The following is a 21,029-nucleotide window of genomic DNA, read 5'->3' on the forward strand; positions in this document are numbered from 1 at the left end:
AGAGGGGAGCGACCTCTCCGGATACGGCGCTCCCCTCTCCCCCCCTGCTCCGCAGGGTACCCTCCCCCGCAGAGGGGGGAGGGAGAACGCCTGGCGGCCAAATCGCCGACGGATTTCCTAGCTGATACGATTCGCGAGACGACCGAGGCCGGCGGGGAGATCGAGGTCATCCGCATCATCTCCGCCCGCAAGGCCGATCGTTCGGAAAGGCGACGCTATGAACACGAAGCTGGTTAGCTACGAGATCGACCTCGCCAATCCGCCGACGCTGAGCGAGGCGCAGACGGCGGAGCGGGAGGCCCTTGCGGCGAAGCCGGAGGCGGAGATCGACCACAGCGACATCCCGACCCTGACGGAGGCGTTCTGGCAGAACGCCGTGCGCAACCCGTTCTACCGCCCGGTCAAGACCTCGACGACGGTGCGGATCGATGCCGACGTGCTGGGCTGGCTGCGGGCGCCCGGGCGCGGCTACCAGACCCGCATCAACGCGATCCTGCGCCGCGCGATGCTGGCGGCGTTGAAGAAGGGCTGAGGCCCTCACTCCGCCGCCTCGCGCGCGGCCGGCGCCTGGCCGGCGCCGTAGGAGCGGGTCGGCGCGACGAAGCCGCAGGACGTGCCGTCCACGACCTTCACCTGATCCTCCCACGGCAGCCTGTACCGGCCGGCGGCGAGGTCGTGCATGTAGGTGTAGGGGCAGTCCTGCGCGCCGCCCTTCACCGCCGTGTAGCCGCGGTGGCCGAGCTGGTAGATGTTGTTCTCGACGCCCCAGTGGATCCGCGCCTCGCGCACGAGGTCGGGCCGGACCTCGGCGGTGATGATCTCGTCGACGCGGCCGGTGGTGCCGTGGGCGAGGATCGCCCCGTCGAAGTTGCAGACCATGCCCTCGCCCATCGAGTCGAAGGTGCCGTCCGAGCCGCACAGGCAGACGTTGGCGGTGACCATCAGGTTGCAGAAGGCGTTCGACTGGTTGGTGAAGCGCCAGGATTCGCGGATCGGCGCGGTGTAGCCGGCCGTGCGGATCATGATCTCGGCGCCCTTGTAGGCGCATTCGCGCGCCATCTCCGGGAACATCCCGTCGTGGCAGATGATCAGGGCGAGCTTGGCGCCCTTCGGCCCGTCGATCACCGGGATGCCGAGGTCGCCGGGCTCCCACGGCTCCACCGGCACCCAGGGGTGCATCTTGCGATAGTACAGCTTCACGTCGCCGGCATCGTCGATGATCAGGCCGGTGTTGTAGGGCGCGCCGTGCGGGTTGAGCTCCATGATGGAGAAGCAGCCCCAGATCCGGTTGTCGACGCAGGCCTTGCGGAAGGCGGCGACCTCCGGCCCGTCCATCCGGCACATCAGCTCCGGCCGGGTGTCCATCGACAGGCCGTGGAGCGCGTATTCGGGAAACACCACGAGATCCATGCTCGCCATGTTGGCTCGCGCCTTGGCGACCATCGCCACGATCCGGTCGGCCTGCGCGCCCAGGTCGGCCGGCGTCTCGACCTTCGGCAGCTTCAGCTGCACGAGGCCGACGACGACGCCGTTCGGGGATTTGTTCAGCCCACCGAGACCGTTCATGCGAAACCTTATTTCGAGAGGGAGAGCTCGCCCGGCGCGCCGGCCAGCGCCCGGTCGGGCGACGAGGTGGCGATCAGCAGGGCCAGGGTGAGGACGTAGGGTGCGGCGTAGTACAGGTAGTAGCCCTGCGTGACGCCGACCGATTGCAGCGCCGGCCCGAGCGCCCCGGCGCCGCCGAACAGCAGGGCGGCGGCGAAGCACGCGAGCGGGTTCCAGCGGGCGAAGATCACCAGCGCCACCGCCATCAGCCCCTGGCCCGAGGAGATCCCCTCGTTCCACGAGCCCGGATAGTACAGCGACAGGTAGGCGCCGCCGATCCCGGCGAGCACGCCGCCGGCGGCGGTCGCGAAGAGCCTCACGCGGTCGACGTCGTAGCCCATGGCACGCGCCGCGTCGGCGCTGTCGCCGACGACGCGCACGATCAGCCCGGCCTTGGTGTTGCGGAACGCCCACCACAGGAACACCGCGAGCGCGGCGCCGACGAGGAACAGCACGTTGACGCGCAGCGCTGCCTGGATCTGCGGCACGTCCGACCAGAACCCGAACGGGATCGCCGGAAGCGGCGGCGCCGAGGGCTGGATGAAGGCCTTGCCGAAGAAGAAGGCCAGCCCGGTGCCGAACAGCATCAGGGCGATGCCGACCGCCACGTCGTTGACCCGCGGCAGGCGGCAGACGAACCCGTGCAGCAGCCCGAAGGCGCCGCCGGCGAGCCCCGCCACCGCGACGCCGGCCCAGGGCGAGCCGGTGAGCACCGCGGTGGCGTAGGCCGACATCGCGCCGAACACGAGGGTGCCCTCGAGGCCGAGGTTGATCCGCCCCGAGCGCTCGGTGATGGTCTCGCCGAGGCTGACGAACAGGAACGGCGTCGAGACGCGGATCGCGCCGCCGACCACCGCGATCAGGACGCTCCAGAGCCCGAGATCGCCGCTCATCGCCCGCTCTCCGCCGCGCTCATGGGGGTGCTCACGCGGGCGCTCCCGCCGGCAGCGCAGCGGCGGCGCGCTTGGTGGCCCACAGGTGCGGGCTGAACAGGTGCAGGCGCCCGTAGAGCGTCTCGCTGGCGAGCACCACGAGGAACAGCAGCCCCTCCAGCACCAGCACGGTGGCGTCGGGCAGCTGCATCCGGCGCTGGATCAGCCCGCTCGACGCCTCGATCCCGCCGAGCAGGAACGCGACCGGCATGATCGCGATCGGGTTCTGGCGGGCGAGGAAGGCGACGAGGATGCCGGTGTAGCCGTAGCCGGCGGCCAGCGTGCCGTTGGCGGTGCCCTGAACCGCGACCACCTCGAAGAACCCGGCGAGCGCCGCGAAGGCGCCGCCGAGGGCGGTGAAGCCGACGATCAGCCGCCCGACCGGCAGACCCTGGATCTGCGCCGCGCGCACGTTGCCGCCGGCGATCCGCGCGGCGAAGCCCAGCGTCGTGCGGTCCATCAGCACGTAGGCGACGAGGCAGGACAGGACGCCGACGCCGAGGCCCCAATGCACCCCGATCCCCGGCATCGGCGCGAGCATGAAGGCGTCGCCGACGGGCAGCGTCGAGGGCTTGTTGAGGCTCGCCGGATCGCGCAGCCAGCCCTCGATCAGGTGGTTGGAGAGCGCGATGGCGATGTAGGACAGCAGCAGGCTCGAGATCGTGGCGTTGACGCCGCGATAGGCCTGCAGAAACCCGACGGCGCCGATCCAGACCGCGCCGACCAGCGCCGCGGCGAGCGCCATCAAGGGGATCGCGAGACCGGGCGGAAGGGCTGCCAGCGGCTGGGCCGCGGCGGCGGCGCTGAGGCCGCCCAGCACGATCGCCCCCTCCCCGCCGATCACCACGAGGCCGAGGCGGGCGGGCAACGCGACGCAGAGCGCGGCGAACAGCAGGGGCGCGGCGCGCTGCAGGCTGTTGCCGAGCGCGAAGGACGAGCCGAAGCCGCCGCGGTAGACGATGTCGACGAACTGGAGCGGCGACTTGCCCAAAGCCGCCAGGAACAGCCCGAACAGGACGAAGCCCGCGAGCGCCGCGCCGACCGGGATCAGGAACGCCTCCGAGCGCCGCGCCAGCCAGGCCCGGGCCTGAAGGCCGCGCGCCGGCGGATCCGCCGTCTCGACCGGTGCCACAGCGGCGTCCGCGACCATCCCGCACCTCCGAACCGGTTCCACCATCCTGCGACGCGTGCGGCAGGAAGCGTGCCAGCCCCGCAACCGGGCCGGTGCAAGCCTTCGCCGCCCCTTCCCTCCCCCTCTGCGGGGGAGGGAGAGCGTCGAACCGTGCCTCAGACCGAGCCCTTCACGCCCGCGACCAAGTAGTTCGTGCTTTCCAGCTCGGCCGCCTTCTCGGGGTAGCCCTTTCCGGCGGCGAGGATCTCCTTGCCCGCATTGTCCTTGAGCGGTCCCTTGATGATCTGGTAGCCGCCCTTCATCATCTCGGCCTTGACCGCGTCCGCGTTCTTGCGCGCCGCGTCGCTGACGCCCGGGCCGTAGGGGCTCATCTTGACGTAGCCGTCGGCGAGGCCGCCGCGGACGAAGTTCTCCGGCACCTTGCCGGCCTGCATCGCCTCGACGAAGCCCTTGTAGATCGGCAGCCAGTTCCACTCCGCCCCGGTGAGGTACTTCTGCGGCGCCAGCGGCGACTGGTCGACGTGGTAGCCGCAGACGAAGGCGCCCCGGCGGGCGGCGGTCTCCACCGTCACCTTCGGGCTGTCGACGTGGCAGGTGACGACGTCGGCGCCGCCGTCGATCAGCGCGTTGGTCGCCTCGGCCTCCTTGACCGCGAGCGACCACTCGCCGGTGAAGATCACCTGGCAGGTGATCGACGGGTCGACGCTCTGAGCGCCGAGCAGGAAGGCGTTGATGTTGTTGAGGACCTGCGGGATCGGCTTGGCGGCGACGAAGCCGAGCTTCTTCGACTTGGTGGCGTGCCCGGCGGCGATGCCGTTGAGGTACTGCCCCTGCGCGATGTAGCCGAAATAGGAGCCGGCGTTCTTCGGGTCCTTGTCGGTCCACAGGCCGCCGCAGTGCCGGAACTGGATCTTGGGGTTCTTCTTGGCCTCGGCGACCATGTAGGGGCTGTAGTAGCCGAACGAGGTCGGGAGCAGCAGCGTCGCCCCGTCGAGGTTGATCATGCTCTCCATGGTCTTCTCGACCGCGTTGGTCTCGGGGACGCGCTCCTCCTCCGTGACCTCCAGGCCGGGCATGCCCTTCAGGGCCTTCGCGGCGAGGGCGTGGGCCTGGTTGTAGCCGTAATCGTCCTTCGGCCCGACATAGATGAAGCCGGCGGTGAGCGTGCCGGCGGCGCGCGCCCGCGAGAGGGGCGTCAGCGCGAGCGCGGCGGCGCCCCCGAGGAGGTGCCTGCGCGAAAGCGAATGATCTGCCAAGGCCGTCTGCTCCGTCCCGAATGCGGGGCGAAGTCTAGGCTTGGCCGCAACACCGGCGAAGCCGAGATTTTCGGCATCGTCGGCGTCGTCGCGGCTCAGCGCGACGCCTGATCGACTTGGATCAGGCGCCTAAAATCAGTCCTGCCACTGCGAATCTTTTCGGCAAAGCTCGTGGCGGCGTTCGGACCGGCCTCAGCGGCTGCGATAGGCCCGCGCGTCGCGCCCGTCGCGCAGCGAACCGGTGACGAGGCCGTCGTCGACCCCGTAGACGCTCCGCGCGTCGCCACGCGGGGTGCGGCCCGCGGCGTCGAGGGCGTTCGGGATGGCGGCGCGGCCTTCGAGGCCGCCGGGCGCGAGCGCGGGCGGGATGCCGGCGGGCGCGTTGTAGCTCTGGGCGAAGGCGGTGGTGGACAGGGCGAGCCCGAGGGAGGCGGCGAGGATCAGGCGTGCGGTCATGGGAGGCATCCGAGGTTCGATCGGTCGGCGACCCCGTGGTCGCCGACGCTCTCGGACCTAGATTTTCACCAGACCTGCCTTTAGAAAGGGCCGTGAATGCTGAAGTTTTAGCCTGATTTCCAGGGAATACCCGCCGCGGGCGGATCGAACGGGCCGGCCCAGCCGAACTCTAAGATTAAAAGGCGCATTTAATCAGATACTTAACAGAGCGATCGGTCGCCGCTGCCCTGTTATTCGGCATATGGCACGCTTCTTTCGCGGAGCGTGCGGTTCGGCACCCGGCTCGTCGCTGCGGGTGCCGGGCTAGCCCCGGCCGATGGTCGCCACGATCTGCCCGTGCGGCTCGTCGGTCGGCAGGAACACGGTGTTGGCGTTCGCAAGCCCGAACGGCGCCAGGTTGATCGGGATGTAATGCTTGTTCGGCATGGCGAACCCGATCTCGCCGACCTCGGGAATCGCGGCCAGCACCGTCTCACCCATCCGGTACATGCTGTCCTGCACGCCAAGGCTGTAGGTGGTGCCGAACACGGTGAGCAGGTGGGTGAGGATGTCGGCGTTGGCGGCGGCGTAACCGGCCGGCGGCCGCGTCCAGGTCCAGGTCGCGTCCATGGCGGTGGCGGCGATGCGGTCGGTGGTGTCGGGCAGGGTGCGGTAGCCGTCGTCGACGAAGTCGGACCAGCCCGATTGCGTGGTCTTCATGAAGGTGAAGTTGCGCAGGCCCGATTGCAGCGCGCGCGCGCGCCGGCTCGCAACGAGCCGGACGAAGCCGGTGCCGTTGGCGTCCAGCGTGAAGGTGTGGCCGTGCGGCTCGCCCGCGACGGCGTAGCGGAGCCAGCGCGTCTCCAGCCCCTCGATCGTGACCTCCTCGATCTGGGGATAGGTGTCGAGGAACACCGCCGCAACCGCCTCGACGAAGGCTTCCTTGTCGAGGGACAGGTTCTTGGCCGCGGTGACGTTGACGATGTTCTTGACGCTGTCGGTGGCGACGCAGGCGCGGTTGTCGCCCGCGGTCCAGGCGGCGTCGAAGGCGCCCTTCATCAGCACGGTGAGGGTGAGCTCGCGCGGGGTGTGGTGGTCGCCCTCGCGGGTCAACCGCATGACCCGGACGCGGCCCTTGCCGTAGGTCGAGGCGATGAGCGGCATGGAGGTCTCCGGTTCGGGTGGAGGTTCGTCGGAGCGTCTTCGCCGGATCGCGCGGACGGACGCGATCCCGCGACGGGCGTCAGTGCTCGGAGGCCGCGGCCTGGCGCAGGGCCGCGTCGCGGGCGTCGGCCGTGCTGCCGAGGCCGTTGAAGAACAGGTTGAGGACCACCGCGGCGATCGCGCAGAGCAGGATGCCGGATTCGAGCAGCGGATGCAGCGCGTGCGGCATCTGCTTGAAGAAGTTCGGCGCGACGAGCGGGATCATCCCGAAGCCGACCGAGACCGCGACGATGAACAGGTTGTTGCGGTTGCGGGCGAAGTCGACCGCCCCGAGGATGCGCGCCCCGGTGGCGCCGACCATGCCGAACATCACGAGGCCGGCGCCGCCGAGCACGCATTGCGGCACCGCCTCGACCAGGGCTGCGAGCTTCGGGATCAACCCGAGCCCGAGCATGATCACGCCGCCGACCACGGCGACGTAGCGGGTGCGCACGCCGGTGACGCCGACGAGGCCGATGTTCTGCGAGAACGAGGTGTAGGGAAACGTGTTGAACACGCCGCCGATGATCGTGCCGAGCCCGTCGCCGCGCAGGCCCTTGGTCAGGCGCCTCTCGTCGACCGGGTCGGCGCAGATCTCGGCGAGCGCCAGGAACATGCCGGTCGACTCGATCATCACCACGATCATCACGATGCACAGCGTCACCACCGAGACCGGGTCGAAGGTCGGCAGCCCGAAGGCGAAGGGGCGCACCACGTCGAACCACCCGGCGGCGGCCACGTGCGAGAGGTCGACCAGCCCGAAGACGCCGGCCACGAGCGTGCCGACGACGATCCCGATCAGCACCGAGGCGGAGGCGACGAAGCCGGTGCCGTAGCGGGTGATCGCCAGGATCACGCAGAGCACGAAGGCGGCGATCCCGAGGAAGACCGGCGCGCCGTAGCTCGGGTTGCCGACCCCGCCGGCCGCCCAGTTCACGCCGACGCGCATCAGCGAGATGCCGATGACGAGAATGATCGTGCCGGTGACCACCGGCGGGAACAGCGGCAGCAGCCGCCCGACGAGCGGCGCCACCAGGAACGCGAACAGCCCGGCGGCGATCACCGCGCCGTAGATGCCGGTGAGCCCGATCTCCGGGCTCGCGCCCATGGCGATCATCGGCGTGACGGCGGCGAAGGTCACGCCCATCATCACCGGCATGCGGATGCCGATGCCGGGCAGGCCCCAGCTCTGCACCAGGGTGGCGAGGCCGCCGGCGAACAGGTCGGCGCTCACCAGCATCGCCACCTGCTCCGGCGCCAGCTTCAGGGCGCGCCCGACGATCAGCGGCACCGCGACGGCGCCGGCATACATCACCAGCACGTGCTGGAGGCCGAGGAGCCCGAGCGCGAGGGCGCCGACCCGGGCGACCGGCGCGGTGGCGGGCCCGAGCGGCACCGGACCGCTCTCGGGCAGGACATCCGGGTGGGCCGTGCTCGACATCGGCGAACGCTCCAGCAGGCCGCCGGATCGGTCCGGCTGCCGAGGACAGATCCTCGCGCAAGGCATGTGCCAGCGCAGGCCCCGCAGGGGCGGGCGATCGCGCGGCCGACCCGCCCAACGGACGCGCCGCTTGGCCCGTTGCCTGCTACCCTCGGCCGCGAGACCCGACGCGCGAGGCCCGATGACGATTCCCCTGGCCGACCTGAACGCGATGGCGGAGGCCGACTTCGTCGCCGCCCTCGGCGCGGTGTTCGAGCACGCGCCCTGGGTGGCGCAGCGGGCGGCCGCCGCACGGCCCTTCGCCACCGTCGAGGCGCTGTACGGCGCGATGCGCGCCGCGGTGGAGACGGCGCCCGACACGGCGCGCCTCGCGCTGCTGGCGGGCCATCCCGAGCTGGCGGGCCGCGCGGCGCGCGACGGCGCCATCGCCCCCGATTCGATCGCCGAGCAGGCGGCGGCCGGGCTCGACCGGATGTCGGACGCGGAATACGCGCGCTTCGAAGCGCTCAACGCGGCCTACCGCGCGAAATTCGGCCTGCCCTTCATCCTGTGCGTCAAGCGGCACGGGCGCGCCGCGCTGCTCGCCGCCTTCGCGGCGCGTCTCGAGTCCGACGCCGCGACCGAGCGGCGGACCGCCGAGGCCGAGGTCCTCCGCATCGCCGCGATCCGCCTGAACGCGCTGGTCTCCGGCGAGGGGCCGCTCAGGACGACGGGGCGGATCTCGACGCACGTGCTCGATACGGTGAGCGGGCGCCCGGCGGCCGGCGTCGCGGTGAGCCTCCACGAGATCGTCTCGGAGACCGAGAGGGCCCTGGTGGCGCGGGCCGTGACCAATGCCGACGGGCGCACCGACGCGCCGCTCGTCGGCGGCCGGCCGGTGCCGATCGCGGTCTACGAGCTGCGCTTCGCCCTCGGCGACCATTACCGCCGGCTCGGGCTTCCGCTCGCCGAGCCGCCCTTCCTCGACGTCGTTCCGCTGCGCTTCGGCGTCGCGGAGCCGGAGGGGCACTACCACGTGCCGCTGGTGGCGACGCCGTGGAGCTTCCAGACCTATCGCGGAAGTTGAGCCGCACCGCGGAAAATCGTCTTCCTGGGGCGCACCGCGGCGGGGTTCGCGCGTTGTCGGCGCAGATCCCACGAGGAGCCGCCATGCTGCGTTCCGCCCAAGTCCTGATCCTCTCGCTCTGCCTCGGCTGCGGCCTGGCCGGCGCGGCCTCGGCCCAGTCCGTCGGCGCCCCCGCCGGGCGCGTCGCCGCGACCGCCCCGGGCGGCACGATCGGCAAGGCCGGGGCGCGCAACCGGATGGAGGCGATCCGCAGCGGCGACGCCTACGGCCGGCGCCGGATGCGCCACCACCGCCGCCACCGGCGCTGAGCCGCCCGCGCCCCTCACGCGATCACGGAGATCCCATCGATGCGCCTCGCCACCCTCACGGCCCTGACCCTCGCCGCCGGCCTCGGCCTCGGCGGCTCCGCCTTCGCCCAGTCGACGGGCGCCCCTGCGGGGCTCGACCCCGCGACGGCGCCCGGCGGCACCGAAGGGCGCGCGGGCCCACAGAACGAGATGAACGCCGTCCGCGACGGCGACGCGGTGGCGGTTCCGCCGCCGGCGGGCGGCGTCACGACGGAGGCGCCGCCGCGCCGGGACGACGTGCCGCCGCGGCCCCGCTACTGAACCGGACGCGCGGGCGGCCCCCCGCTCGCGCGCCGGAGACGGCGGCCCGCTACTGCGGCAGCTTGTCGTCGATGCCCTTCACGTACCAGTTCATGCCGAGGATCATCGGGTCGGGCGCGTCCTCGCCCGCCTTCACCGCGACCGTGCCGTCCTGCTTCGTCACCGGGCCGGCGAAGGGGTGGACCTTGCCCGACACGATGCCGGCCTTGGTCTCCTCGGCCATCGCCTTCACGTTGTCCGGCATGTTGGTGAAGGGCGCGAGCACGACCATGCCGTCCTTGATGCCGCCCCAGGTGTCGTGGCTCTTCCACGAGCCGTTGAGCACCGCCTTGGCCTCGCCGATCACGTAGCCGTCCCAGTCGTCGGTGATCGAGGTCAGCTGCGCCTTCGGGGCGAAGCGGAACTGGTCCGAGGACTGGCCGAAGGCGAGCTTGCCGGCCTTCTCGGCCTCCTGCAGCGGGGCCGCGGAATCGGTGTGCTGGGTCAGGATGTCGGCGCCCTGCGCGAGCAGGGCCTTGGCGGCCTCCGCCTCCTTGCCCGGGTCGAACCAGGTGTTCACCCAGACGATCTTGAGCTTGATGTTGGGGTTCACCGACTGCGCGCCCAGCATGAAGGCGTTGATGCCGCTCACCACCTCGGGGATCGGGAACGAGGCGATATAGCCGACCGTGCCGGACTTCGAGAGCGTGCCGGCGATCTTTCCGCAGACGTAGCGGCCCTCGTAGAAGCGGGCCGAGTAGGTCGAGACGTTGGCGCTGCGCTTGTATCCCGTGGCGTGCTCGAACTTCACGGTGGGGAATTTCTTGGCGACCTTCAGGGTCGGCTCCATGAAGCCGAACGAGGTGGTGAAGATCAGCTTGGCGCCCGAGCGCGCCAGCTTCTCGATCGAGCGCTCGCTGTCGGCCTCGGGCACGCTCTCGAGAAACGTGGTCTCGACCTTGCCGGGCATCGCCGCCTCGAGCGCCTTGCGGCTGAGGTCGTGCTGGTAGGAATAGCCGTAATCGGCCACCGGGCCGACATAGACGAAGCCGACCTTGAGCTTGTCGTCGGCCCGCGCGGCGGGTGCGAGCAGAAGAGCCGCCAGGATGGCGCCGGTGATCGTCCGCATGGTCGTCGATGTCCCCAAGGTCGATACCCCCAACATGGCCCCCGCCTTCTAGCGGTGGGGCGTGAATTCGCGGCCCAGGGCGGCGGGCGCCAGCGAGCCGCCCTGGCGCCGCCCGAGGGACAGCAAGACCAGGGCCAGGATCGTCGCAACGTAGGGCAGCGCCGACAGCGCCTGCCCCGGCAGGCCGAGGCCCGCGGCCTGGGCGTGGAGCTGGAGCACCGTCGCGCCGCCGAACAGCAGCGCCCCGGCGGCCACCCGCAGCGGGCGCCACGAGGCGAACACCACCAGCGCCAGGGCGATCCAGCCGCGCCCGGCGGTCATCCCCGGCGACCAGAACGGGGTGTAGGCGAGCGACAGGTAGGCGCCGGCGAGCCCGGCGCAGGCGCCCCCGAACAGGACCGCGAGGACGCGGACCTTGCGCACCGGCAGGCCGAGCGCGTGCGTCGCGGTGTGGTCGTCGCCGATGGCGCGCAGGACCAGCCCGGCGCGGCTCCGGCCGAGGAACCACCACACCCCGATCACCAGGGCGACCGCGACGTAGACGAAGGCGTCCTGCCCGAAGAGCAGGTCGCCGACGACCGGCAGGTCGCTCAGCCCCGCCAGGTGGAGGTGGGGCGCCGGATCGCGCTTCATCCCGACGTAGCCGGTGCCGACGAGGCCCGAGAGCCCGAGGCCGAGGATCGTCAGGGCGAGGCCCGAGGCGACCTGGTTGGCGGCGAGCCCGACCGTGAGGATCGCGAACAGCCCCGACAGCGCGAGCCCGGCGCCGGCGCCGCCGAGCGCGCCGGCGAGCGTCGAGCCCGTCTCGGTGGCGACCGCGAAGCCGGCGGCGGCGCCGAGCACCATCATCCCCTCGGTGCCGAGGTTGAGCACCCCGGAGCGCTCCGCCACCAGCTCGCCGATGGCGGCCAGGATCAGGGGCGTGGCCGCGGTCAGCACGGTGACGAGCACCATCTGGACGATGTCGAGGGTCATGGCCGCCTTCTCACCTTGCCCGGCGCCTCACGCGGTCCGCCGGGGGCCGCCCGGCACGAGCCGGACGCGGTAGCGGGCGAGCACGTCCGCCCCGAGCACGAAGGCGAGCAGCAGCCCCTGGAACGCGCGGGTGAGGTCGAGCGGCAGCTTCAGGTCGATCTGGGCCGACTCGCCGCCGATCGTGGTCAGCGCGATCACCCCGGCGGCGACCAGGATTCCCGGGGGGGACAGCCGCCCGAGGAAGGCGACGATGATCGCGGTGAAGCCGTAGCCCGGCGAGATCGTCGGCTGCAGCTGGCCGATCTTGCCGGCCACCTCGCAGATGCCGGCGAGCCCGGCCGCCGCCCCCGAGATCGCGAAGACGGCGAGCGTCAGGCGCGCGTCGCTGAAGCCCGCGAACCGCGCCGCGCGCGGCGCGGCGCCGACGACGCGGACCTCGAAGCCGAACAGCGTCCGGGCGAGGACGAGCGTCGCGACGATCACGGCGGCGAGCGCGATGAGCACGCCGGCATGCAGCGTGTCGCCCTCCATCAGGTAGGGCAGCCGCGCCGCCGGATCGAACGGCACGCTCTGCGGAAAGTTGAAGCCCGCCGGATCGCGCAACGGCCCGCGGGCCATGTAGTCGAGCAGCAGCTCCGCGACGTAGACCAGCATCAGGCTGGTCAGGATCTCCGAGACGCCGAGGCGGACCTTCAGGAGCGCCGGGATCATCGCGTAGGCGAGGCCCGCCAGCGTGCCGGCGGCCAGCATCGTCGGCAGGATCCAGGCCGTGAAGCCCTCCGCCCCTTGCGTCGCGACGCCGATCCAGCCGCCGGCCAGGCCGCCGACCACGAACTGGCCCTCGGCGCCGATGTTCCACAGGCTCGCCCGGAAGCAGAAGGCCAGCCCCGTGGCGACCAGCGCGAGCGGCGCCGCCTTCAGCGCCACCTCCTGCAGCGACCACACCTCGCTCAGCGGGATGACGAAGTAGGTCGTGAACGCGGCCCCCGGCGCGACGCCGAGCAAAGCCACCGCGATCCCGCCGACGAGCACGGCGCCGGCGAAGGCGATGACCGGCGACAGCGCCGAGAGCACGGCCGAGCGCCGGGCGCGCGGGCTCAGATCGAGGCGCATGGGAGGCTCTGAACAGTCGGAAAGAATCGCGGGCGGCTCCTCCCTCCCCCCTCTGCGGGGGAGGGCGGGCCTCGCGTCAGCGAGGGTCGGGAGAGGGGAGCGACGGTGCCGGATACGGCGCTCCCCTCTCCCCCCCTGCTGCGCAGGGTACCCTCCCCCGCCTCAGGGGAAGGGAAGAACGCCGCAGCTTCACGCATGCGATCCGCCCATCAGCAAGCCCACCGCCTCGCGGGTCGTCTCGCCCGCCGGGACCGGCTCGGAGAGGGTGCCGGCATGCAGCACCGCGATCCGGCTCGCGATCTCGAACAGCTCGTCGAGGTCCTGGCTGATCACCAGCAGCGCGGCGCCGCGGGCGGCGAGATCGATCAGCGCCTGGCGGATGCGGGCGGCGGCCGAGGCGTCGACGCCCCAGGTCGGCTGGTTGACCACCAGAACGCCGGGCTCCGCCTGGATCTCGCGCCCGACGACGAACTTCTGCAGGTTCCCGCCCGACAGGGTGCCGGCGGCGGGGTCAGGGCCGGCCTTGCGCACGTCGAAGGCCGCGATCACGGCGGCCGCGAGCGCGCGTGCCGCCCCGCGCCGGAGCAGGCCGAAGCGCGCGAGCGGCGCGGTGGCGTGGCGCGAGAGCACCGCGTTCTCGGACAGGCTCATGCCCGGGGCGGCCGCGTGGCCGTTGCGCTCCTCGGGCACGAAGGCCGCGCCGCGCCGGCGCCGCGCGTTGATATCGAGCCGCCCGACGGCCGCGCCGTCGACGACGACCGCCTCGGCCCGCGCCGCGGCGGTCTCGCCCGAGAGCGCGGAGAAGAACTCCGCCTGCCCGTTGCCGGCAACGCCGGCCACGCCGAGGATCTCGCCGCCCCGGACGGTGAGGCGGATGTCGGCGAGCGCGGTGCCGTGCAGGCCGGGCGCCGGCAGGGACAGGCGATCGAGGACGAGGCGCGGCGGGCCGAGCGCGGCGCCGGCTCGGCCGGTCACCGCGCCGACCTGCGCCCCGACCATCAGGGCCGCGAGCGAGCGGGCGCTCTCCCCCTGCGGATCGCAGGCGCCGACGACGCGCCCGTGGCGCAGGATGGTGGCGCGGGTGCACAGGCGCCGCACCTCGTCGAGCCGGTGCGAGATGTAGAGCAGCGCCCGGCCCTCGTCGCGCAGCCGCTCCAGCACGGAGAACAGCTGCTCCGCCTCGCCCGGCGTCAGCACCGAGGTCGGCTCGTCGAGGATGACGAGGCGCGGGTCCTGCAGCAGGCAGCGCACGATCTCGATGCGCTGGCGCTCCCCGGCCGAGAGCGACCAGACCGGCCGGGCGGGATCGAGGTGCAGGCCGTAGGCCGCCCCGAGCGCGGCGATCCGCTCGGCAAGCGCCCTGCCCGAGAGGGTCTTCGGCATGACGAGGGCGATGTTCTCGGCCACCGTCAGGTTCTCGCAGAGCGAGAAGTGCTGAAACACCATCCCGATGCCGATGGCGCGCGCCGCCTCGGGGTCGGGCAGCTGCACGATGTCGCCCTTGTGGGTGACGACGCCCTCCGTCGGCTCCAGCAGCCCGTAGAGGATCTTCATCAGGGTCGACTTGCCGGCGCCGTTCTCGCCGAGCAGCGCGTGGATCTCGCCGGCGCGGATCTCGAGGTCGACGCCGTCGTTGGCCTTGAAGTCGCCGAAGCGCTTGACGATGCCGTAGGCCCCGTAGAGCGGCGCGGTGCCGGCGGCGGGCGACGGCACGGCCGCCATCAGGCGCCGCCGAGGAGGCTGAGGGCGAGCCGGCCGTGGTCCTCGCGCAGCTTCCGCGTGTCCATGCCGACGGGGTTTCCGTCGACCACCCGCCACCGGCCCGCGACCATCACCCGGTCGGCGCGGTGCGCGCCGCACAGCACGAGCGCGGCCAGCGGATCGTGCGCGCCGGAGAAGCGCAGCGCGTCGAGGGTGAACAGCGCGAGGTCGGCCTCGCGGCCCGGCTCGATCCGGCCGATGTCGTCGCGCCCGAGGCAGCGGGCCGAGCCCTCGGTCGCCCAGCGCAGGGCGTCGAGATGCGTCACCGCTTCGGCGCCGTAGGTCAGGCGGTTGATCATCAGGGCGTGGCGCACGCCCTCCATCAGGTTGGAGCTGTCGTTCGAGGCCGAGCCGTCGACGCCGAGGCCCACCGGCGCGCCCGCCGCCTCCAGCTCGCAGGTGCGGCACTGGCCCGAGGCCAGCGTCATGTTCGAGGTCGGGCAGTGGCAGACGCCGACGCCGGCCTTGCCGAGCCGGCGCACCTCGTCGTCGTTGAAGTGGATGCCGTGCGCGAGCCAGGCCCGCGGGCTCATCCAGCCGACCTCCTCGAGGTAGTCGACCGGCCGCTGGCCGAACATCTCCAGGCAGTAGGCGTCCTCGTCCAGCGTCTCGCCGAGATGGGTGTGGAGCTGGCAGTCGTGGCGGTCGGCGAGCGCCGCGCTCTCGCGCATCAGCCGCTTGGTGACGTTGAAGGGCGAGCACGGCGCCAGCCCGATCCGCACCATCGCGCCGGGCTTCGCGTCGTGGAACAGGTTCAGCACCCGCTCGCTGTCGGCGAGGATGGTGTCGTCGTCCTGCGTCAGGCATTCGGGCGGCAGGCCGCCGTCCTTCTCCGACAGGCTCATCGAGCCGCGGGTGACGAAGGCGCGGATGCCGAGGCTGCGCGCCTCGTCGACCTGCACGTCGACGGAATCCTCGAGCCCCTTCGGGTAGAGGTAGTGGTGGTCCCCCGCCGTGGTGCAGCCGGAGAGCAGCAGCTCGGTGTAGGCGAGCCGCGTCGCGAGCCGGAACGCATCGGGGGTGATCTTGTCCCAGACCGTGTAGAGCGCCTTCAGCCACGGGAACAGCGGCTTGTTGATCGCCAGCGGGTGGGCCCGCGTCAGCGTCTGGAAGAAGTGGTGGTGGGTGTTGATCAGCCCGGGGATGACGACGTGGCGCGACGCGTCGAAGGTCTCGTCCACCGGCGCGGCGGGCTGCGCGCCGGCCGCCACGCGCTCGACGATGCGGCTGCCCTCGACCACGATGCCGCCGCCGGCGCCCTCGGCGAGGATCGCCAGCGGATCGCGAATCCACAGGCGCCGGAGCGTTTCGTCCCCTCGGGGCCTGGCGTCGGATCCCGTCATGCCGTCTCCCATCCCGTCACGGTCGTGCGATCGGCGATCCAACCGGCGATCAGAAGATGTGGAACGCGACGCCGGCGAGGAAGCTCTTCTCTTCCGTGCCCTTGAACGTCGCCGTCTCGACGTTGCCGAACTTGTTCAGCCAGTACTGGAAGCCGATGAAGGCGTCGACCTTGTTGGGCTGGTCGTAGATCAGCTTGCCCACGTCGAGCACCAGGTTGGTGCGCGACAGGAATTCGAGGCCGCGCTTCGGGTTGAAGGCGAAGTCGGCCACGTTCTGCACGCCGCGGCCCTTGGGCAGCACGATGTTGTTGAAGCCGGTCAGGCTCAGCGGCAGGTTGGTGAAGGCGAGGGGGAAATTGTAGACCACCTCGAATTCCGGCACCACGTCGAAGCTCTGGTCGCGATCGGGCTGCAGGTTGAAGCCGTTGCGGTTCCACTCCTTGTAGGCGTGGACAGACAGGTTCAGGAACCCGGCCGGCACGTCGAAGGAGAAGTTGAGGCCGCCGACCACGTCGCGCTTCTTCGAGCCGAACGCGTCGTTCTGCGAGTTCGCGTCGAAGCCGAAGGCGAGGGAGATGTCCTTGACGATGCCCGGCAGCGTGAACGCCTTGGAGTTGGTCAGCGCGTTGAGGCTCAGGGTGCCGCGATAGAGGCCGTAGGCTTCGGTGTTGCCGTAATCGGCGAAGAACGGCGCGCCGACGCTGCCGGGCGGGTTCGTGGTGCCGGCCGGGAATTGCGACCCCGACTTGAGGATGTCGAGCGAGAAGAAGTTCGTGCCGTAGGCCCAGGCGTCGGCATGCGAGATGTTGTAGATCTGCTTGGGCGCCTCGCGGCTGACGAACGAGCCGTCGGCCTTCTGGATCTGGACGCCCGGCGACACGGTCGGGAACTGGTAGCGATAGCTGAACTGCGTGTCGGCGAAGAGGAAGAACGGCGCTTCCTTGGCCGGCGCCTCGACGGGCGCCTTGTCCTTCTTCGCGTCGAGATCGGCCGCCGCGCCGTATCCCACCAGACCGAGCGACATGGCCGCTGCAACGAGTCCCCGAGCGATCATGTCTGCCCTCTCCGTGCCGAAAATCCGGTGAGCAGGCAGCAACCGATATGCCAGCGCGTGCCACCTGGGCGAGAGGCGGCGGCCGAGTCATAATTCGGCAACAGGTTTGCCGGCCGAGCGCAGGCGCCCGCTCCGACGGGTGCGGCGGCGGCGACCCTGAAACGCGCGACGCGGCGGCCGGGCTCCCACCTCCGGCGGCGCGTCGTCCGCCGACGAACGCGCCACCGCCCATGACGTCGGCAGCATGCGCACAACATTCGAGCAATGTCGGGCAGTATTTGCGGATGCATTCCGCGCCATCGCCCGACATCGTCGCGTCGTGCGCCGCCGAGCCGGCCGCAGGACGGGAGATTCGCGCCGATGGTGACCGTGGATGCCGAGCCGGGCCCGCTGGCGATCGACCTGGCGACGACGGCGCTGGTGATCATCGACATGCAGCGCGATTTCCTGGAGCCCGGCGGCTTCGGCGAGAGCCTCGGCAACGACGTCTCGCTGCTCGCCGCCGCCGTGCCGCCGGCGCAGGCGCTGCTGGCGGCGGCGCGGCGGGCCGGCCTCCTCGTGGTCCACACCCGCGAAGGGCATCGCCCCGACCTGTCGGACGCGCCCGCCGCCAAGATCGCCCGCGGCACGCCGTCCGCCCGCATCGGCGCGCCCGGGCCGATGGGGCGCATCCTGATCCGCGGCGAGCCCGGCCACGACATCGTCGCCGACCTCGCGCCCGCCCCCGGCGAGCCGGTGGTCGACAAGCCGGGCAAGGGCGCGTTCTACGCCACCGACCTGGCCGAGATCCTGGCCGCGCGCAGCGTCGCCACGCTGCTCGTCTGCGGCGTCACCACCGAGGTCTGCGTCCACACCACCGTGCGCGAGGCCAACGACCGCGGCTACCGCTGCCTCGTGGTGTCGGATGCTTGCGGCTCGTACATCCCGGCCTTCCACGCGGCCGGCCTCGCGATGATCGTGGCGCAGGGCGGCATCTTCGGATGGGTGTCGGATTCGCACCGCGTCGTCGCCGCGATCGCCGCCGGCCGCACCGCATGATCGACCACGCCCCGAGCCGCCAAGCTTGGCCCGGTTATTGCCCGGCGAGCGCGACAGATGAAGCAGGAGTTCGTTGGATGCGTACGGTCTTGGCAAGCACCCTGTGTCTCGCGTTGCTGACGACGTCGGGCCTCGCGCAATCCTACACCGCGCCCGCGCCGACCGACGTCCCGTCGAGCGGCACGAAGAGCCTCAACAAGGCCGACCGCAAGATCGCCTGCACCCAGGAAGCCGACCGCCGCAACATGCGCGGCCTGAGCCGGCAGCAATATCGCGCCGCCTGCCGCAACCGCCCGATCCCGCGGGGCTGAGCGGCCGCGCCTTGCCGAGCGGGCGATCGGGTTCTATCCGCGCCGGGCCGTGACCGATCCACGCCCGAAGCGAGTGCCCCGGTGGACGTCCCGACACGCTACGCGCTCTACGTCACGCCGGAGCCCGGATCGGCGCTCGCCGCCTTCGGCGAGGCGGTCCTCGGCGATGCGCACCTGCCCGGATGGGACGCGGCCGCGCGCGCGGCGCTCGCCGTCGTCACCGCGGCGCCGCGGGTCTACGGCTTCCACGCGACGCTGAAGGCGCCGATGCGCCTCGCCGCGGGCCGGACCGAGGGCGACCTCCTCGCGGCCTGCGCGGCGCTGGCGCAGCCCCGCGCGCCCCTGGCGGTCGGGCCCCTCGCGGTGACCCTGCTCGGGGACTTCGTCGCCCTGGTGCCCACCGCGCCGCCGCCCGGGCTTGGCCTGCTCGCGGCCGAGTGCGTCGCCGCCCTCGACCCGTTCCGGGCCGGCCTCACCCCGGCCGAGCGGGCGCGCCGCCAGCCGGAGCGCCTCGACGCGCGCCGCCGCGCGCTCCTCGACCGCTGGGGCTATCCCCACGTCTTCGAGGCCTTCCGCTTCCACATGACCCTGACCGGCCGCCTCGCCGGCGACGCCCGCGAAACCTGGCGCGCCCGCCTCGCGGCGGCCTGCCCGCCGACGTCGCTGACGATCGACGCGATCACGCTGCTGCGCCAGGACGGCGCGGCGCCGTTCCGCCTCCTGCGCCGGATCCCGTTCGCTGCGTAGCCGCACGGCGCGCCCGTTCACGATGAAACCACGGGTCGCGGCGCGGCTGTCATCCTATCGTCGCGCGCGACGGGTCTACCGGCGCATCCCTCGCGGCGGACGGCACGCATGCTCATCGTCGATAGCCTCACGCGGCGCTACGGACCGCGCCTCGCGGTCGACCGGATCTCGCTGCGGATCGAGCCGGGCAGCTTCGTCGGGGTGATCGGGCGCTCGGGCGCCGGCAAGTCGACCTTCCTGCGCATGCTCAACCGCCTCGCCGAGCCCTCGGCCGGGCGGATCCTGTTCGACGGGCTCGACGTCACCGCGCTCCGGGGGCGCGACCTGCGCCGCTGGCGCGCCCGCTGCGCCATGGTGTTCCAGCAGTTCAACCTGGTCGGCCGCCTCGACGTGCTGACCAACGTGCTGATGGGGCGCCTCGCCCACGCCCCGAGCCACCGCGCGCTCCTGAAGCTGTGGCCGGCCGAGGACCGGGCGCGGGCGCTCGCGGCGCTCGAGGCGTTCGACATGGCGGGCTTTTCCGCCCACCGCGCCGACCAGCTCTCGGGCGGGCAGCAGCAGCGGGTCGCGATCGCCCGCGCGCTGGTGCAGGAGCCCGACATCATCCTCGCCGACGAGCCGGTGGCCTCGCTGGACCCGCGCAACACCAAGCTGGTGATGGATGCGCTCGCCGACGCCAACCGGCGCCTCGGCATCACCGTGCTGTGCAACCTGCACTCGCTCGACCTCGCCCGCGCCTATTGCGACCGGCTCGTCGGCCTCGCCGACGGCCGCGTGGTGTTCGACGGCGGCGCCTTCGACCTCACCGAGGACGTCGCCAAGCAGCTCTACGGCCTGGAGGCCGGCGAGGTGATGGACCGGGCGCCGCACGCGGTCGAGCCCGCCGCCCTCGTCGCCTGACCCCGGACGAACCCCGTGCCACGCCCCTTCCCGGAGATGATGATGCTCGACCGTCGCACCCTCGTCGGCGCCCTCGCGGGCGGCCTGGCCGCGCTCGCCCTGCAGCCCGCCCTGGCTCAGGATTGGAAGGCGACGGTGCCCGAGATCACCCTCGGCGCGATTCCCGTCGAGAACGCCACGGGCACCACCGACCGCTACGCGCCGCTCGCCGCCTACCTCACCAAGGCGCTCGGGGTGCCGGTGAAGCTGCGGGTCGCCAACGACTACGCCGCGGTGATCGAGGGCCAGCGCGCCGGCAACATCCAGATCGCCTTCTACGGCCCGGCCTCGTTCGCCCGCGCGGTGATGACGGGGGTGAAGATCGACCCGATCGTCAACCAGAAGCACGATAACGGCGCCTCGGGCTACTACTCGGTGCTCTACGTGCGCGCCGACAGCCCGTACCGGACGATCGCGGACCTGAAGGGCAGGAACCTCGCCCTGGTCGACCCGAACTCGACCTCCGGCAACCAGGCCCCGCGCTTCTTCCTCAACAAGAGCGGCCACGACGTCGACGCGCTGTTCGGCAAGACCGTCTACGCCGGCAGCCACGAGAACGCGGTGCTGGCGCTGACCCAGGGCACGGCCGACGCCGCCGCCAACCTGTGGAACTCCGAGACCGATTCCGTCGTCACCCGCATGGCCGCCAAGGGTATGCTGAAGAAGCCCGACGGCACGCCGCTGAGCCCGTCCGACTTCCGCATCGTCTTCAAGTCCGCGTTCCTGCCCGAGGGCCCGTTCGCGATGCTGTCGAGCCTGCCCGCCGACCTGAAGCGCAAGATCGTCGAGGCCTTCGTCGCTTTGCCGACCGCCGACAAGGCCGCCTTCGACCGCCTCTCCGACGGCAAGGACCTCGGCCTCACCCCGGTGACGCTGGAGGATTACCAGCCGATCATCGAGATGCTGAAGTTCAACGACGCGCAGCGCCGCAAGTCCTGATCCCGGGACCGGACGGGTCGCCG

22 protein-coding genes are annotated in these 21,029 nt (G+C 71.8%); 9 read left to right on the forward strand and 13 right to left on the reverse strand.

The features are described from left to right. Positions 1–217: 217 nt before the first annotated feature. A complete protein-coding gene (locus MKK70_RS25035) occupies positions 218–532 on the forward strand; it encodes a BrnA antitoxin family protein (protein WP_243950595.1) in 315 nt (104 codons plus the stop codon). Positions 533–537: 5 nt separating this feature from the next. Here the strand turns inward: MKK70_RS25035 and MKK70_RS25040 are convergent, their stop codons facing one another. From MKK70_RS25040 to MKK70_RS25070, 7 genes are all read right to left on the reverse strand, one after another. Continuing rightward, positions 538–1,566: a formamidase gene (locus tag MKK70_RS25040; RefSeq protein WP_147728578.1), complete on the reverse strand. Its 1,029-nt coding sequence runs from the start codon at positions 1,564–1,566 to the stop codon at positions 538–540. An 8-nt stretch (positions 1,567–1,574) separates the two neighbouring features. Then, the gene (locus MKK70_RS25045; protein WP_147728579.1) at positions 1,575–2,498 is read right to left on the reverse strand and encodes an ABC transporter permease; all 924 of its coding nucleotides are present in this window, start codon (positions 2,496–2,498) and stop codon (positions 1,575–1,577) included. 31 nt (positions 2,499–2,529) lie between these two features. Continuing rightward, positions 2,530–3,687: an ABC transporter permease gene (locus MKK70_RS25050; protein WP_243938103.1), complete on the reverse strand. Its 1,158-nt coding sequence runs from the start codon at positions 3,685–3,687 to the stop codon at positions 2,530–2,532. Positions 3,688–3,824: 137 nt separating this feature from the next. Continuing rightward, the gene (locus MKK70_RS25055; protein ID WP_147843347.1) at positions 3,825–4,925 is read right to left on the reverse strand and encodes a BMP family ABC transporter substrate-binding protein; all 1,101 of its coding nucleotides are present in this window, start codon (positions 4,923–4,925) and stop codon (positions 3,825–3,827) included. A 192-nt stretch (positions 4,926–5,117) separates the two neighbouring features. Beyond that, positions 5,118–5,381: a hypothetical protein gene (locus MKK70_RS25060; RefSeq protein ID WP_147728710.1), complete on the reverse strand. Its 264-nt coding sequence runs from the start codon at positions 5,379–5,381 to the stop codon at positions 5,118–5,120. A 303-nt stretch (positions 5,382–5,684) separates the two neighbouring features. Then, on the reverse strand, positions 5,685–6,524 hold the full coding sequence (gene pucL, locus MKK70_RS25065) for a factor-independent urate hydroxylase (RefSeq protein ID WP_243950597.1): 840 nt from the start codon (positions 6,522–6,524) through the stop codon (positions 5,685–5,687). 79 nt (positions 6,525–6,603) lie between these two features. Beyond that, positions 6,604–8,004 carry a nucleobase:cation symporter-2 family protein gene (locus MKK70_RS25070; RefSeq protein ID WP_243950598.1) on the reverse strand — a complete coding sequence of 467 codons (1,401 nt, stop codon included), beginning with the start codon at positions 8,002–8,004 and terminating at the stop codon, positions 6,604–6,606. Between the two features lie 181 nt (positions 8,005–8,185). Here MKK70_RS25070 and uraD point away from each other — a divergent pair, with 181 nt between their 5' ends. From uraD to MKK70_RS25085, 3 genes are all read left to right on the forward strand, one after another. Beyond that, positions 8,186–9,070: a 2-oxo-4-hydroxy-4-carboxy-5-ureidoimidazoline decarboxylase gene (gene uraD / locus MKK70_RS25075; protein ID WP_243950600.1), complete on the forward strand. Its 885-nt coding sequence runs from the start codon at positions 8,186–8,188 to the stop codon at positions 9,068–9,070. Between the two features lie 83 nt (positions 9,071–9,153). Beyond that, positions 9,154–9,378: a hypothetical protein gene (locus MKK70_RS25080; protein ID WP_243950602.1), complete on the forward strand. Its 225-nt coding sequence runs from the start codon at positions 9,154–9,156 to the stop codon at positions 9,376–9,378. Positions 9,379–9,417: 39 nt separating this feature from the next. Continuing rightward, positions 9,418–9,678 (forward strand): hypothetical protein, encoded by a 261-nt coding sequence (locus MKK70_RS25085; protein WP_147859448.1) that lies wholly within the window; start codon positions 9,418–9,420, stop codon positions 9,676–9,678. A gap of 49 nt (positions 9,679–9,727) precedes the next feature. On the opposite strand, the gene MKK70_RS25090 is transcribed toward MKK70_RS25085, so the two are convergent. The 6 genes from MKK70_RS25090 to MKK70_RS25115 form a co-directional block, all read right to left on the reverse strand. Continuing rightward, positions 9,728–10,786, reverse strand: a complete 1,059-nt coding sequence (locus MKK70_RS25090) for a BMP family ABC transporter substrate-binding protein (RefSeq protein WP_243950604.1) — start codon at positions 10,784–10,786, stop codon at positions 9,728–9,730. Positions 10,787–10,834: 48 nt separating this feature from the next. Further along, the gene (locus MKK70_RS25095) at positions 10,835–11,761 is read right to left on the reverse strand and encodes an ABC transporter permease (protein ID WP_243950606.1); all 927 of its coding nucleotides are present in this window, start codon (positions 11,759–11,761) and stop codon (positions 10,835–10,837) included. Positions 11,762–11,788: 27 nt separating this feature from the next. After that, entirely contained in the window at positions 11,789–12,874 is a 1,086-nt protein-coding gene (locus tag MKK70_RS25100; protein ID WP_147859449.1) for an ABC transporter permease, read from the reverse strand. 189 nt (positions 12,875–13,063) lie between these two features. Continuing rightward, on the reverse strand, positions 13,064–14,596 hold the full coding sequence (locus tag MKK70_RS25105; RefSeq protein ID WP_243938116.1) for an ABC transporter ATP-binding protein: 1,533 nt from the start codon (positions 14,594–14,596) through the stop codon (positions 13,064–13,066). After that, complete coding sequence (locus tag MKK70_RS25110; protein WP_243950608.1) at positions 14,596–15,978, reverse strand: 8-oxoguanine deaminase; 1,383 nt, start codon at positions 15,976–15,978, stop codon at positions 14,596–14,598. The genes MKK70_RS25105 and MKK70_RS25110 overlap by 1 nt, the downstream gene beginning before the upstream one ends. A 49-nt stretch (positions 15,979–16,027) precedes the next feature. After that, positions 16,028–17,032: a hypothetical protein gene (locus MKK70_RS25115; protein ID WP_147729244.1), complete on the reverse strand. Its 1,005-nt coding sequence runs from the start codon at positions 17,030–17,032 to the stop codon at positions 16,028–16,030. A 360-nt stretch (positions 17,033–17,392) separates the two neighbouring features. Between MKK70_RS25115 and MKK70_RS25120 the strand changes: the two genes are divergently transcribed. The 5 genes from MKK70_RS25120 to phnD all read left to right on the forward strand — a co-directional run bounded on the left by MKK70_RS25120 (position 17,393) and on the right by phnD (position 21,006). Further along, positions 17,393–18,070 carry a cysteine hydrolase family protein gene (locus MKK70_RS25120; RefSeq protein WP_243938120.1) on the forward strand — a complete coding sequence of 226 codons (678 nt, stop codon included), beginning with the start codon at positions 17,393–17,395 and terminating at the stop codon, positions 18,068–18,070. Between the two features lie 77 nt (positions 18,071–18,147). Next, positions 18,148–18,381 carry a hypothetical protein gene (locus MKK70_RS25125; RefSeq protein ID WP_147844746.1) on the forward strand — a complete coding sequence of 78 codons (234 nt, stop codon included), beginning with the start codon at positions 18,148–18,150 and terminating at the stop codon, positions 18,379–18,381. 81 nt (positions 18,382–18,462) lie between these two features. Then, positions 18,463–19,128, forward strand: coding sequence for a DUF1045 domain-containing protein (locus MKK70_RS25130; RefSeq protein WP_243950610.1), 666 nt, complete (start codon positions 18,463–18,465; stop codon positions 19,126–19,128). Between the two features lie 108 nt (positions 19,129–19,236). Continuing rightward, the gene (phnC, locus tag MKK70_RS25135) at positions 19,237–20,028 is read left to right on the forward strand and encodes a phosphonate ABC transporter ATP-binding protein (protein WP_243950612.1); all 792 of its coding nucleotides are present in this window, start codon (positions 19,237–19,239) and stop codon (positions 20,026–20,028) included. A 42-nt stretch (positions 20,029–20,070) separates the two neighbouring features. Next, positions 20,071–21,006 carry a phosphonate ABC transporter substrate-binding protein gene (phnD, locus tag MKK70_RS25140; protein WP_243950726.1) on the forward strand — a complete coding sequence of 312 codons (936 nt, stop codon included), beginning with the start codon at positions 20,071–20,073 and terminating at the stop codon, positions 21,004–21,006. Positions 21,007–21,029: the final 23 nt, after the last annotated feature.

The organism is Methylobacterium sp. E-041, assembly GCF_022829665.1.
Lineage (GTDB): Bacteria > Pseudomonadota > Alphaproteobacteria > Rhizobiales > Beijerinckiaceae > Methylobacterium.

What these genes read in the sequence shown, in the direction of transcription:
- MKK70_RS25105 (WP_243938116.1), bottom strand. Translation starts at nt 14,596, where the DNA reads ATGGCGGCCGTGCCGTCGCCCGCCGCCGGCACCGCGCCGCTCTACGGG.
- MKK70_RS25090 (WP_243950604.1), bottom strand. Translation starts at nt 10,786, where the DNA reads ATGCGGACGATCACCGGCGCCATCCTGGCGGCTCTTCTGCTCGCACCC.
- MKK70_RS25110 (WP_243950608.1), bottom strand. Translation starts at nt 15,978, where the DNA reads ATGACGGGATCCGACGCCAGGCCCCGAGGGGACGAAACGCTCCGGCGC.
- MKK70_RS25115 (WP_147729244.1), bottom strand. Translation starts at nt 17,032, where the DNA reads ATGATCGCTCGGGGACTCGTTGCAGCGGCCATGTCGCTCGGTCTGGTG.
- MKK70_RS25045 (WP_147728579.1), bottom strand. Translation starts at nt 2,498, where the DNA reads ATGAGCGGCGATCTCGGGCTCTGGAGCGTCCTGATCGCGGTGGTCGGC.
- MKK70_RS25050 (WP_243938103.1), bottom strand. Translation starts at nt 3,687, where the DNA reads ATGGTCGCGGACGCCGCTGTGGCACCGGTCGAGACGGCGGATCCGCCG.
- MKK70_RS25120 (WP_243938120.1), top strand. Translation starts at nt 17,393, where the DNA reads ATGGTGACCGTGGATGCCGAGCCGGGCCCGCTGGCGATCGACCTGGCG.
- pucL (WP_243950597.1), bottom strand. Translation starts at nt 6,524, where the DNA reads ATGCCGCTCATCGCCTCGACCTACGGCAAGGGCCGCGTCCGGGTCATG.
- MKK70_RS25100 (WP_147859449.1), bottom strand. Translation starts at nt 12,874, where the DNA reads ATGCGCCTCGATCTGAGCCCGCGCGCCCGGCGCTCGGCCGTGCTCTCG.
- MKK70_RS25095 (WP_243950606.1), bottom strand. Translation starts at nt 11,761, where the DNA reads ATGACCCTCGACATCGTCCAGATGGTGCTCGTCACCGTGCTGACCGCG.
- MKK70_RS25080 (WP_243950602.1), top strand. Translation starts at nt 9,154, where the DNA reads ATGCTGCGTTCCGCCCAAGTCCTGATCCTCTCGCTCTGCCTCGGCTGC.
- MKK70_RS25060 (WP_147728710.1), bottom strand. Translation starts at nt 5,381, where the DNA reads ATGACCGCACGCCTGATCCTCGCCGCCTCCCTCGGGCTCGCCCTGTCC.
- phnD (WP_243950726.1), top strand. Translation starts at nt 20,071, where the DNA reads ATGCTCGACCGTCGCACCCTCGTCGGCGCCCTCGCGGGCGGCCTGGCC.
- phnC (WP_243950612.1), top strand. Translation starts at nt 19,237, where the DNA reads ATGCTCATCGTCGATAGCCTCACGCGGCGCTACGGACCGCGCCTCGCG.
- uraD (WP_243950600.1), top strand. Translation starts at nt 8,186, where the DNA reads ATGACGATTCCCCTGGCCGACCTGAACGCGATGGCGGAGGCCGACTTC.
- MKK70_RS25125 (WP_147844746.1), top strand. Translation starts at nt 18,148, where the DNA reads ATGCGTACGGTCTTGGCAAGCACCCTGTGTCTCGCGTTGCTGACGACG.
- MKK70_RS25070 (WP_243950598.1), bottom strand. Translation starts at nt 8,004, where the DNA reads ATGTCGAGCACGGCCCACCCGGATGTCCTGCCCGAGAGCGGTCCGGTG.
- MKK70_RS25085 (WP_147859448.1), top strand. Translation starts at nt 9,418, where the DNA reads ATGCGCCTCGCCACCCTCACGGCCCTGACCCTCGCCGCCGGCCTCGGC.
- MKK70_RS25040 (WP_147728578.1), bottom strand. Translation starts at nt 1,566, where the DNA reads ATGAACGGTCTCGGTGGGCTGAACAAATCCCCGAACGGCGTCGTCGTC.
- MKK70_RS25035 (WP_243950595.1), top strand. Translation starts at nt 218, where the DNA reads ATGAACACGAAGCTGGTTAGCTACGAGATCGACCTCGCCAATCCGCCG.